This is a genomic window from Burkholderia savannae, from assembly GCF_001524445.2.
Taxonomy (GTDB): Bacteria; Pseudomonadota; Gammaproteobacteria; order Burkholderiales; family Burkholderiaceae; genus Burkholderia; species Burkholderia savannae.
In genome coordinates, this window is record NZ_CP013417.1 from 1,795,699 (window position 1) to 1,807,165 (window position 11,467).

Below are 11,467 nucleotides of genomic sequence, written 5' to 3' on the forward strand. Positions count from 1 at the left end.
GAATTCGGTGATCGCCGCGCGAGCGGCAAGCCGCTATGTTAAAGCATGTGCGCGAAACGTCCGCCGAAGCCGATCCGGGCGGGGCAGGCCCGCGGCCAGACCGAAACGTCCAGCCGATTTCGCCGCGACTTTCGAATCGAGCAACCGAACGCCCCATCGAAGAAGTGCCGCCGGCGGCATGCGAATCGGGCCGAGTCCGAGCGGTGCGAGTCGAGCCGATTTCGCCCGCTCACGCCGCGGCGACGATCTGCCAGACGAGCGCGCCGTTCAGCAACAGGATCACGGCGGCGCACGCCCATGCGGCCGCGAGCGGCAGGCCGCGGACCCGCCAGCCGCCCATCAGCTCGCGGCTCGATGCGAACACGACGAGCGGAACCATCGCGAGCGGCAACTGCAGGCTCAGCACCACCTGGCTCGCGACGAGCAACTGATTCGATCCGTGCTGCCCGAAGAGGCCGACTGCGGCGAGCGCGGGCCCGATCGCGAGCGCGCGGGTGAGGAGCGCGCGTTGCCAGCGCGGCAGCGTGAGCTTCAGGAAGCCTTCCATGACCGCCTGGCCGGCGAGCGTGCCCGTCACCGTCGCCGACAGGCCGCACGCGAGCAACGCGGCGGCGAACAACAGGCCCGCCCAGCGGTTGCCGACGAGCGGCTCGATGAGCCGGTGCGCGTCGGCGAGATCGGTGACGTCGCCGTGGCCGCTTGCGTGGAACACGGCCGCCGCGACGATGAGAAGCGCCGCATTGATCACGAACGCGAAACCGAGCGACACGAACGTGTCGAGATTGACGCCGAACAGCGCGCGCCGGATCGACTGCTCGTCGCGCTCGGTCGCGTGGTGCTTGACGAGCATCGAGTGCAGATAGAGGTTGTGCGGCATCACGGTCGCGCCGAGGATGCCCGCCGCGAGCCACAGCATGCCGGCGTCGCGCAGCAGCCGCGGCGACGGCGCGGTACCCGCGAGCGCCGCTCGCCAGTCGGGCCGCGCGAGCGCGACCTCGATCACGAAGCAGAGGCCGACGAAGAGGATGAGCGACGCGATCGCCGCCTCGAGCGAGCGCCGGCCGCGCCGCTCGAGCGCGAGCATCGCGAGCGTGCCGACCGCCGACATCAGCACGCCCACGGTCAGCGACACGCCGAAGAGCATCTGCAGCGCGACCGCCGCGCCGACGACCTCGGCGACGTCGCACGCGATGATCGCGATTTCGGCGGCGATCCACAGCAGCACGGTCACGCGCGGATCGAAGCGCTCGCGGCAGAGCTGCGCGAGATCGCGTCCGGACACGACGCCGATCCGGGCGGCGAGCCATTGCAGCAGCATCGCCATCAGGCTCGCGGCGACAACGACGCCGAGAAGCGCGTAGCCGTACCCCGCGCCGCCCGCGAGCGCGGTCGCCCAGTTGCCGGGGTCCATGTAGCCGACGGCGACGAGCACGCCCGCGCCGACGAACGTGGCCCAGCGGCGGCCGCCGCCCGGCCCGCCGGCGGAGGGACGGCGCGACGACGTGCGGCGGGCGGCGAGCGGATGACTGTTCATGTTGGCGGTCCGACGAACGGTTCGCCGCGTGCGGCTTAGCGCGGGCGCGGCGTTCGAACGGGCGGGCGGCCCGTCCTTCTATTCGGAACGACGAACGGGCGCCGCCTGAATTTAGGGTAGGTGATCCGTTCGGCGCGCGCGGGCCATTTTTCAGGATGGACACGCGCCGATAACCCGATAAAATTGCGCCCACCTGCTGCGTCGCGGTGCCCCGCCGTGCAATCGAAAAGTGCAAATGTGTTCCGTTTGTACGACAAGGGCGGGAAACTTTTGTGGCAGGGGCGGATTAGTGGTAGCTTTCGGGGTTTTCAAGGGGCGGCGCGAAACGGCGCGCCGCGACGGCGAGGCTGACGGCGATCGAATCGGTTCGATCAGGGAGATACGGGATGAAGGCAAAGGTGGCGGGCCGGTTGACGGCACTTGCGCTCTGCGCGGGCGCATCGGTGGCGGCGGCGAAGGATGCGCAGCTCAACGTCTATAACTGGTCGGACTACATTGCGAAGGACACGATCCCGAACTTCGAGAAGCAGACGGGCGTCAAGGTCCGCTATGACAACTACGACAGCGACGACACGCTGCAGGCGAAGCTCCTGACCGGCAACTCGGGCTACGACATCGTCGTGCCGACGAGCAACTACGCGGGCAAGCAGATCCAGGCCGGCATCTTCGCGCCGCTCGACAAATCGAAGCTGCCGAACCTCAAGTATCTTGATCCGCAACTGATGGCGCTCGTCGCGGGCGCCGATCCGGGCAACAAGTACGTGGTGCCCTGGGCGTACGGCACGACGGGCCTCGGCTACAACGTCGACAAGGCGCAGAAGATCCTCGGCAAGGTGCCGCTCGACAACTGGGACATCCTGTTCAAGCCGGAGAACCTCTCGAAGCTGAAGGCGTGCGGCGTGTCGGTGCTCGACGCGCCCGACCAGATGTTCGCGGCGACGCTCCACTACATCGGCAAAGATCCGATGAGCACGAACCCGGCCGACTACCAGGCCGCGATGCAGGTGCTCAAGAAGATCCGCCCGTACATCACGCAATTCAACTCGTCGGGCTACATCAACGACATGGTCGGCGGCGACATCTGCTTCGCGTTCGGCTGGTCGGGCGACGTCGTGATCGCGAAGCACCGCGCGCTCGAGGCGAAGAAGCCGTACAAGGTCGAGTACTACGTGCCGAAGGGCGGCGCGCCCGTGTGGTTCGACGTGATGGCGATCCCGAAGGACGCGAAGAACAAGGACGCCGCGCTGCAATGGATCAACTACATCGAAGATCCGAAGGTTCACGCGGCGATCACGAACGCGGTCTACTACCCGAGCGCGAACGCGGAAGCGCGCAAGTACGTGCGTGCGGACGTCGCGAACGATCCGGCCGTCTACCCGCATCCGGACGTCGTGAAGACGCTGTTCCTGCTCAAGCCGCTGCCGCCTGAGATCCAGCGCCTGCAAACGCGTCTGTGGACCGAGCTGAAATCGGGACGTTGACGCGAACGCGCCGTATCGCAGCAACCCTTGAGAAGCCCCTGGTACCCCCGGGGGCTTTGTTCGTCAAACGTAGGAGCACAGCAGCACATCATGAATAGTCAGTCGGGCGCGGCGGTGGCGGGCGCGCCGTCCTATGGGCCGCAGACGGGCGCCGACGAGCGCGCCGAAAACTTTGTCCAGATCATCGACGTCGTCAAGAAGTTCGGCGAGACCTTCGCGGTGCGCAACGTCGAGCTGACCGTGCGAAAGGGCGAGCTGTTCGCGCTCCTCGGCAGCTCCGGGTGCGGCAAGTCCACGCTGCTGCGGATGCTCGCCGGCCTCGAGACGATCACGTCGGGCAAGATCCTGATCGACGGCGAGGACCTCGCGCAGATGCCGCCGTACAAGCGGCCCGTGAACATGATGTTCCAGTCGTACGCGCTGTTCCCGCACATGACGGTCGAGGCGAACGTCGCGTTCGGCCTCAAGCAGGAAGGCGTGCCGAAGGCCGAGCTGAAGGAGCGCGTGCGCGACGCTCTCGAGCTCGTGCAGATGGCCCGCTACGCGAGCCGCAAGCCGCACCAGCTCTCGGGCGGCCAGCAGCAGCGGGCCGCGCTCGCGCGCTCGCTCGTCAAGCGGCCGAAGCTGCTCCTGCTCGACGAGCCGATGTCGGCGCTCGACAAGCAGATCCGTCAGCGCACGCAGATCGAGCTCGTCAACATTCTCGAGAAGGTCGGCGTCACCTGCATCATGGTCACGCACGACCAGGAAGAGGCGATGACGATGGCGAGCCGCCTAGCCGTGATGAGCGAAGGCCAGATCGTGCAGATCGGCACGCCGCACGAAGTCTACGAGTATCCGAACTGCCGCTTCTCCGCCGAGTTCATCGGCTCGACGAACCTGTTCGAGGGCGTGACCGTCGAGGACGAGCCCGATCACGTGTTCATCGAATCGCCGGATCTGCCGTGCCGGCTGTACGTGAACCACGGGATCACGGGCCCGCTCGGGATGCCTGTCACGGTGTCGGTGCGCCCGGAGCGGATCGCGCTCACGCGCAAGCCCGCCGACGGCGCGTACAACTGGGGCCACGGCGTCGTCACGAACGTCGCGTACATGGGCGGCTATTCGCTGTATCACGTGAAGCTCGATTCCGGGAAGACGGTGATCGCAAACGTGTCGAGCCTCGCGATCGCCGATCTCGATTCGCCCGCGTACGGCGACGAAATCTACGTGCGCTGGAGCGCCGCCGCCGGCGTGGTGCTGACGTCATGAACGCGCTTTCGTCCCTGCTTGCGTGGCCGGTCAGGAAGTTCGGCCTGACGGGCAGAACGGCCGTGATCGCGGGCCCGTTCTTCTGGCTCGTGCTGTTTTTCCTCGTGCCGTTCATCCTCGTCGTGAAGATCAGCTTCGCGGAGCTGCGGCTCGGCATTCCGCCGTACACGGAGCTGACGTCGCTCGCGGACGGCGTGCTCGGCATCAAGCTGAACCTGCAGCACTACGCGTTCCTCTTCAGCGACAGCCTGTATTTCGCGACCTACGTGAATTCGGTCGTCGTCGCGGCGGTCACGACGCTGCTGTGCCTGCTGATCGGCTATCCGATGGCGTACTACATCGCGCGCTCGAATCCGGGCACGCGCAACATCCTGATGATGGCGGTGATGCTGCCGTTCTGGACGTCGTTCCTGATCCGCGTGTACGCATGGATCGGCATCCTGAAGAACAACGGGCTGCTCAACAACTTTCTGATGTGGACGGGCCTCATCAGCACGCCGATCGAGCTGTACCGCACGAACGTCGGCGTCTACATCGGGATGGTTTATTCGTACCTGCCGTTCCTCGTGATGCCGCTCTACGCGCACCTCGTGAAGATGGACTTGCGCCTGCTCGAAGCCGCGTACGATCTCGGCGCGAAGCCGTGGAAGGCGTTCGTGCAGATCACGCTGCCGCTGTCGAGGAACGGGATCATCGCGGGCTGCCTGCTCGTGTTCATTCCCGCCGTCGGCGAATACGTGATTCCGGAGCTGCTCGGCGGCGCGAACACGCTGATGATCGGCCGCGTGATGTGGAACGAGTTCTTCAACAACGCGGACTGGCCGATGGCGTCGGCCGTGACGTGCGCGATGGTGCTGCTGCTGCTCGTGCCGATGGCGATGTTCCAGTACTTCCAGGCGAAGGAGCAGGAGGGCCGCCGCCGATGAAGCCGAATCGCTATTTGCAGGTGCTGATGCTTGCCATCGGCTTCGGCTTCCTGTACATCCCGATCGCGAGCCTCGTCGTCTATTCGTTCAACGAGTCGAAGCTCGTCACCGTCTGGTCAGGCTTCTCGACGCGCTGGTACACGGCGCTCCTCGAGGACGACGAGCTCATCGCGGCCGCGTGGCTGTCGCTGAAGATCGCGGCGATGACCGCGTTCGCTTCGGTGTTCATCGGCACGTGGGCGGGCTTCGTGCTCGCGCGGATGGGCCGCTTTCGCGGCTTCGCGCTGTACAGCGGGATGATCAACGCGCCGCTCGTGATTCCCGAGGTGATCCAGGGCATCTCGCTGCTGCTGCTGTTCATCGAGCTCGGCAAGTGGTTCGGGTGGCCCGCCGGCCGCGGGATGTTCACGATCTGGCTCGGCCATGTGATGCTGTGCATCTCGTATGTCGCGATCATCGTGCAGTCGCGCGTGCGCGAGCTGAACCCGTCGCTCGAGGAGGCCGCGCTCGATCTCGGCGCGACGCCGTTCAGGGTGTTCTTCTCGATCACGCTGCCGCTGATCTCGCAGGCGCTCGTGTCCGGCTGGCTGCTGTCGTTCACGCTGTCGATCGACGACCTGGTGCTGTCCGCGTTCCTGTCGGGCCCCGGCTCGACGACGCTGCCGCTCGTCGTGTTCTCGCGCGTGCGCCTCGGCCTCAACCCCGAGATGAACGCGCTCGCGACGCTCTTCATCGTCGCGGTGACGATCGGCGTCGTGGCCGCGAACTACGTGATGCTGCGCCAGGAACGCAAGCGGATGGCCGAGGCCGCCTGACGCGCCGGCGCGCCCGCTGCGCGGATGCGGCGTGCCGGCGTGCCGCGCGCCGCCCGATGCCGGTGGCGTCGGCCTGACGGCGGTCCGGGAAGATGCCTGCGGAAAGGTCCTGAGAAAGTGCCCGTGCAGTGAATGCCGCACGGGCTTTTTTGTCTGCGGCGCGAGCCGGCGTGGCCGCTCCTTCGTCGATCGTCGCGGGCGTGCGCCGCGAACGTCCCGCGCCGCGCGCGTTAGGTCGCGCGCGTCAGGCGCCGAGCGCGGCTTTCGCGAAGAGCCCGGCCGCGACGCACATGAGCGCGACGGCGAACCCCATCTGCACATGCCGGGCGGACACGAGGCGCGACACCCAGCGGCCGGCCGCCATGCCGAGCGCGGTCGTCACGGTGAACCACAGCGTGACGTCGAGCGGCGCGGGCGTGCCGCTTGCGATCGTCGCGATCACGCCGCCCGTGCCGACGAGCGCGATCACCATCAGCGACGTCGCGACGATGCCGTGCATCGTCACGTTCGTGAACTTGCGCAGCATCGGCACGATCACGAAGCCGCCGCCGACGCCGAGAAGGCCCGTCATCAGTCCCGTCAGCGCGCCCGTCGACGCGAGCGCGATGCCGGCGGGCCACGACCAGACGAGGCGCCCCGTGCCGGGATCGATGCGGCCGACGCAGAGCGGCGAGCGGCTCTGCGCGCCCGCCGCATGCGCGAGCGCGTGGCGCAGCAGGCGCACCGCGACGGCCAGCATCACGAGCGCGAACAGCGCGAGCAGCACGCGCTGCGGCAGCGCGTGCGCGAGCCGCACGCCGAGCGTCGTCAGCGGCACGCCGGCCGCCGCCATCAGGAGCGCCGCGCGATAGCGGACGAGGCCGCGCCGAAAGCCCTCGAACGCGCCGAGCGCGGCGCTGCCCGCGACCGCGACGAGCGCGACGGGCGTCGCCTGCTGCATCGGCCAGCCCATTCCGACGACGAGCGCCGGCACGGCGAGAATGCCGCCGCCCGCGCCCGTCAGCCCCAGCACCGCGCCGACGATGCTGCCGAGCACCAGAGAAATCAACATGCTGCGTCGCTCCGGTCGATGGTCATCGAAGCGCGGCCGTCAGCCGACGATCTCGGGCTTGGCGAGCCATTCGCGGCCCTTGAGCATTGCCTGCCAGTAGAGGGGCGGCAGCAGCCGCTCCTTGAGCAGCCACGCGAGCCGCGACGGGCGCTTGCCGTCGATGAGCCACGCGGGGAAGGTCGGCGCGAGCTTGCCGCCGTACAGGAACTCGGCGAGCACGATCTTGCCGCGCTCGACCGTGAGCGGGCACGAGCCGTAGCCGTCGTAGGCGGCGTCGCCTTGGGCCTTGCCGAGCGCGGCGAGCACGTTGTGCGCGACGACGGGCGCCTGCTTGCGCGCGGCGGCCGCGGTTTTCGCGTTGGTCGTGTTCGTCACGTCGCCGAGCGCGAATACGTCGGCGTGGCGCTTGTGCCGCAGCGTCGCCGGATCGACGTCGACCCAGCCGGCCGCGTCGGCGAGCGGGCTCGCGCGGACGAAGTCGGGCGCTTTTTGCGGCGGCACGACGTGGATCATGTCGAATTCGCGCGTGACGGCCTCGGCGCCGCCTTCCGGCAGCGTGCGCGCGAACGTCGCGAGCTTGCGTGCGCCGTCGATCGCCGTCAGGTTGTGGCCGAAGTTCAGCGCGATATCGTAGCGCTTCACGTATTCCATCAGCGCGGGCACGTAATCGGCGACGCCGAAGAGCGCCGCGCCCGCGTTGAAGAACTCGATGTCGATGCGCTCGAGGCGATGCGTGCGCCGCCAATGGTCGGCCGACAGGTACATCGCCTTTTGCGGCGCGCCCGCGCACTTGATCGGCATCGGCGGCTGCGTGAAGAGCGCGCGGCGGCCGGCGAATTCGCGCACGAGCTGCCACGTGTACGGCGCGAGGTCGTAGCGGTAGTTCGACGTGACGCCGTTCTTGCCGAGCGTCTCGGGCAGGCCGTCGATGCCGTGCCAGTCGAGCTTCAGCCCCGGGCAGACGACGAGCTGCCGGTAGCGCACGCGCCTGCAGCCGTCGAGCACGACCGTATGCGCATCGGGCTCGAACGCGGCGACGGCGGCCTTGATCCAGTGCACGCCGCGCGGCAGCACGGCCGCCATGTCGCGGGCGGTCGTCTGCGGCTGGAACACGCCCGCGCCGACCATCGTCCAGCCGGGCTGGTAGTAGTGCGTGTCGGCCGGATCGATGACGGCGACGTCGAGCGAGGGCTCGCGCGCGAGCAGGCTCGACGCGACCGCGAGCCCCGCCGCGCCCGCGCCGACGATCACGATGTCGTGGCTCGCCTCGACCGTCTGCATGATCGCGCCCTGGCTGCGCTGCATGATCCGGCGGCCGAGCGCGGCGAGGTCGTAGCCGGCCGCGCGGCCCGCGGCGACGATGTCGTTCAGCGGCCGCAGGCCGGCCTGCGACAGCCCCCAGAGCGTCGCCGAGCGCATCCCGGTGCGGCAGTACGCGAGCACGGGCGCGCCGAGCGTGCCGAGGAGCGCGCCGAACTGTTCGCCCTGCGAATCGGTGACCTTGCCCGAATCGACGGGCAGATAGCGGACCGCGATGCCGAACGGCCTCGCGGCGGCCTCGATCTCGGCGACGGTCGGCTGGTCCGGGCCTTCGCCGTCGGGCCGGTTGCAGATGATCGTGCGAAAACCGGCTTGCGCGATCGCGGGCAGATCGCCGGCGACGAGCTGGGGGGAGACCGACAGCGTGTCGGTCAGCTTGCGGATGTCCATGGTTGGCGTGTCGTGTGTGTCGTGTCGTCGTTGGGGAAGGCGGGCAGGCTCAGATCGCGTCGAGCGGGATCTTCAGGTAGCGCACGCCGTTGTCCTCGGGCTCCGGCAGGCGTCCCGCGCGCATGTTGACCTGCACCGAAGGCAGCATCAGCACCGGCATGTCGAGCGTCGCGTCGCGCGCGGTGCGCATCGCGACGAAGTCGTCTTCGGTGACGCCTTCGCGAATGTGGACGTTCTCGCTCAGCTCGTCGGCGACGGTGCTCACGTACTGCATCGCGCGGCCGTTCGGCTGGTAGTCGTGGCACATGTAGAGGCGCGTGCCGGGCGGCAGGCTCAGCACCTTGCGGATCGACCGGTAGAGCGTGCGCGCGTCGCCGCCGGGGAAGTCGCAGCGCGCGGTGCCGTAGTCGGGCATGAACAGCGTGTCGCCGACGAAGGCGGCCGCCTCGTGCGCGCCGTTTGCCTCGTGCGCCGCGCGCGCGTCGGTCACGACGTAGGTCATGCACGCGGGCGTGTGGCCCGGCGTGTGCATCGCGCGGATCGTGAGCGCGCCGAGCGCGAGCGCGTCGCCGTCGTCGAGCAGGCGGTCGAACTGGCTGCCGTCGTGCGCGAACGCGACTCCCGCGTTGAACAGCTTGCCGAACACGTGCTGCACGCGCGTCACGTGACGGCCGATCGCGATCTCGCCGCCGACGTGCGCTTTCAGGTACGGCGCGGCCGACAGATGGTCGGCGTGCACGTGCGTCTCGAGCAGCCAGCGCACGCGCGCGCCGAGCGCCTGCACGCGCGCGATCAGCTGGTCCGCGTTCGCCGTGCGCGTGCGGCCGGATTTCGGATCGTAGTCGAGCACGCTGTCGATCAGCGCGCATTCGCCGCTGCCGGGATCGAGCAGCAGGTAGCTGATGGTGCACGTCGCCGGATCGAAAAAGCCTTCGACGGTCATCATGGACGCTGTTGTCACGAGGTTTCTCCTGGAGCCGAATCATCGAGTTGGCGATCATTTGAACAAGAACCGTGCCAAGCAGATAGCATTGCCGATCGCCGCGCGCAGGTACTTGATTCAAATCGTGTTTTGCGCAGACGTCCGGCAAGGCGCGCCGCCGCCGAAGCGGCGTTCGTCGCGGTTCGCTGCCATGGTTGGCAGTCTGATGGCAGAATTGGCAGTCGACGCGGCCGTTGGCCGCGCTGCCGGAGCCCAATGCATGGATCAGCACGACGTCATCCCGATCGTTCCCGCTGCGCCGCCCGACGTGGGCGCGCTCGTCTCTTACCTCGAGCAGGACCCGCAGCCGATGATCGTGCTCGATCCGTCATACCGGATACTTGCCGCGAATACCGCGTATCAGCGGCAATTCGGCGTTGCCGGCGAGGCGCACGTCGGGCGCCGCTGCTACCAGGTCTCGCATCACTACGACGTGCCGTGCGACCAGGCGGGCGAGCACTGCCCGATGAAGCCGGCGAGCGAATCGCGCGGCCTGAACCGCGTGCTGCACATCCATCACACGCCGCGCGGGCCCGAGCACGTCGACGTCGAGCTGCGGCCGATCTTCGACGCGCAGGGCGCGGTGATCGCATACGTCGAGCGCCTGACGACCGTGCGCAGCGCGTCGGCCAAGCCGAGCGGCGAGGGGCTCGTCGGCGGCTCGGAGGCGTTCAACGCGGCGCTGTCCGCGCTGCAGCGCGTCGCGCCGTCGATGCTGCCGGTGCTGTTGCTCGGCGAATCGGGCACCGGCAAGGAGCTGTTCGCGCGCGCTGCACGAAGCGAGCGCGCGCCCGACGGAGCCGTTCGTCGTCGTCGATTGCTCGGGGATCGCCGAGACGCTGTTCGAAAGCGAGCTGTTCGGCTATGAGAAGGGCGCGTTCACCGGCGCGACCGCGCGCAAGCCCGGCCTCGTCGAAACCGCGCAGGGCGGCACGCTGTTTCTCGACGAGATCGGAGACGTGCCGCCGCCGATGCAGGTGAAGCTGCTGCGCCTCATCGAATCGGGGACGTTCCGGCGGGTGGGCGGCGTCGAGGTGCTGCGCGCGGATTTCCGGCTCGTCGCGGCGACTCACAAGCCGCTCAAGGAGATGATCGGCGACGGCCGGTTCCGGCAGGACCTGTACTACCGGATCAGCGCGTATCCGATTCCGCTGCCCGCCGTGCGCGAGCGCCCGGGCGACATTCCGCTCCTCGTCGATTCGATCCTGCGCCGGATCGCGGCGCTCGTGCCTGCAGCCGGGCAGCGCTTCGCGGTCGCGCCGGAAGCGCTCGCGCGGCTCGAAGCGTATGCGTGGCCGGGCAACATCCGCGAGCTGCGCAACGTGCTCGATCGCGCGTGCCTGTTCGCCGACGACGGCGTGATTCGCGTCGAGCATCTGCCCGACGAAGTCGCGTGCGCGGGCGAAGCGCCGGCGGGGCCCGGCGCGTCGGCGACGCTGTCCGACGACGAGCTCGCGCGGATCGCGCGCGCGTTCGACGGCACGCGGCGCGCGCTCGCCGAGCGCGTCGGGATGAGCGAGCGCACGTTGTACCGGCGGCTGCGCGCGCTCGGGATCGCGACGCGGGATGCGTGAGACCGGCCGGTCCGCGTGCGGGCGGGGCGCAATGCGGGCGGGGCTCGTTCGCGGGGCGACGGTGGGTCGATCGCGCATCGACGATCGTTCGGCGTGAGCGCGTGAAAGCGCGCGAGAACACGAGAACGCGAGAACACGAGAAA

The 11,467-nt window shown here is 68.6% G+C and carries 8 protein-coding genes and 1 pseudogene; 5 read left to right on the forward strand and 4 right to left on the reverse strand.

The window, feature by feature from the left end; translation table 11 throughout:
- Positions 1-229 precede the first annotated feature (229 nt).
- Positions 230-1,534, reverse strand: a complete 1,305-nt coding sequence (locus WS78_RS09070; protein WP_059577418.1) for an Nramp family divalent metal transporter — start codon at positions 1,532-1,534, stop codon at positions 230-232.
- A 386-nt stretch (positions 1,535-1,920) separates the two neighbouring features.
- Between WS78_RS09070 and WS78_RS09075 the strand changes: the two genes are divergently transcribed.
- From WS78_RS09075 to WS78_RS09090, 4 genes are all read left to right on the forward strand, one after another.
- The gene (locus WS78_RS09075) at positions 1,921-3,015 is read left to right on the forward strand and encodes a polyamine ABC transporter substrate-binding protein (RefSeq protein WP_038754011.1); all 1,095 of its coding nucleotides are present in this window, start codon (positions 1,921-1,923) and stop codon (positions 3,013-3,015) included.
- A gap of 90 nt (positions 3,016-3,105) precedes the next feature.
- Positions 3,106-4,266: an ABC transporter ATP-binding protein gene (locus WS78_RS09080; RefSeq protein WP_038754014.1), complete on the forward strand. Its 1,161-nt coding sequence runs from the start codon at positions 3,106-3,108 to the stop codon at positions 4,264-4,266.
- On the forward strand, positions 4,263-5,192 hold the full coding sequence (locus tag WS78_RS09085) for an ABC transporter permease subunit (protein ID WP_038754017.1): 930 nt from the start codon (positions 4,263-4,265) through the stop codon (positions 5,190-5,192). The genes WS78_RS09080 and WS78_RS09085 overlap by 4 nt, the downstream gene beginning before the upstream one ends.
- Positions 5,189-6,007, forward strand: coding sequence for an ABC transporter permease subunit (locus WS78_RS09090; protein ID WP_038754020.1), 819 nt, complete (start codon positions 5,189-5,191; stop codon positions 6,005-6,007). The genes WS78_RS09085 and WS78_RS09090 overlap by 4 nt, the downstream gene beginning before the upstream one ends.
- 244 nt (positions 6,008-6,251) lie before the next feature.
- Here WS78_RS09090 and WS78_RS09095 read toward each other — a convergent pair whose 3' ends face one another.
- The 3 genes from WS78_RS09095 to WS78_RS09105 are packed head-to-tail and all read right to left on the reverse strand — an operon-like array spanning position 6,252 to position 9,711.
- Positions 6,252-7,058 carry a sulfite exporter TauE/SafE family protein gene (locus WS78_RS09095; RefSeq protein WP_038754023.1) on the reverse strand — a complete coding sequence of 269 codons (807 nt, stop codon included), beginning with the start codon at positions 7,056-7,058 and terminating at the stop codon, positions 6,252-6,254.
- A gap of 39 nt (positions 7,059-7,097) precedes the next feature.
- Positions 7,098-8,768, reverse strand: coding sequence for a bifunctional protein tyrosine phosphatase family protein/NAD(P)/FAD-dependent oxidoreductase (locus WS78_RS09100; protein WP_059577421.1), 1,671 nt, complete (start codon positions 8,766-8,768; stop codon positions 7,098-7,100).
- Positions 8,769-8,817: 49 nt separating this feature from the next.
- Positions 8,818-9,711 carry an MBL fold metallo-hydrolase gene (locus tag WS78_RS09105; RefSeq protein ID WP_059577545.1) on the reverse strand — a complete coding sequence of 298 codons (894 nt, stop codon included), beginning with the start codon at positions 9,709-9,711 and terminating at the stop codon, positions 8,818-8,820.
- Positions 9,712-9,970: 259 nt separating this feature from the next.
- Between WS78_RS09105 and WS78_RS09110 the strand changes: the two are divergent.
- Positions 9,971-11,324: pseudogene (locus WS78_RS09110) on the forward strand (sigma-54 interaction domain-containing protein).
- The last annotated feature ends 143 nt before the right edge of the window (positions 11,325-11,467 follow it).

Coding starts and splice junctions, on each gene's coding strand:
- WS78_RS09080 (WP_038754014.1), top strand. CDS start 3,106: ATGAATAGTCAGTCGGGCGCGGCGGTGGCGGGCGCGCCGTCCTATGGG.
- WS78_RS09075 (WP_038754011.1), top strand. CDS start 1,921: ATGAAGGCAAAGGTGGCGGGCCGGTTGACGGCACTTGCGCTCTGCGCG.
- WS78_RS09095 (WP_038754023.1), bottom strand. CDS start 7,058: ATGTTGATTTCTCTGGTGCTCGGCAGCATCGTCGGCGCGGTGCTGGGG.
- WS78_RS09100 (WP_059577421.1), bottom strand. CDS start 8,768: ATGGACATCCGCAAGCTGACCGACACGCTGTCGGTCTCCCCCCAGCTC.
- WS78_RS09105 (WP_059577545.1), bottom strand. CDS start 9,711: ATGACCGTCGAAGGCTTTTTCGATCCGGCGACGTGCACCATCAGCTAC.
- WS78_RS09090 (WP_038754020.1), top strand. CDS start 5,189: ATGAAGCCGAATCGCTATTTGCAGGTGCTGATGCTTGCCATCGGCTTC.
- WS78_RS09070 (WP_059577418.1), bottom strand. CDS start 1,534: ATGAACAGTCATCCGCTCGCCGCCCGCCGCACGTCGTCGCGCCGTCCC.
- WS78_RS09085 (WP_038754017.1), top strand. CDS start 4,263: ATGAACGCGCTTTCGTCCCTGCTTGCGTGGCCGGTCAGGAAGTTCGGC.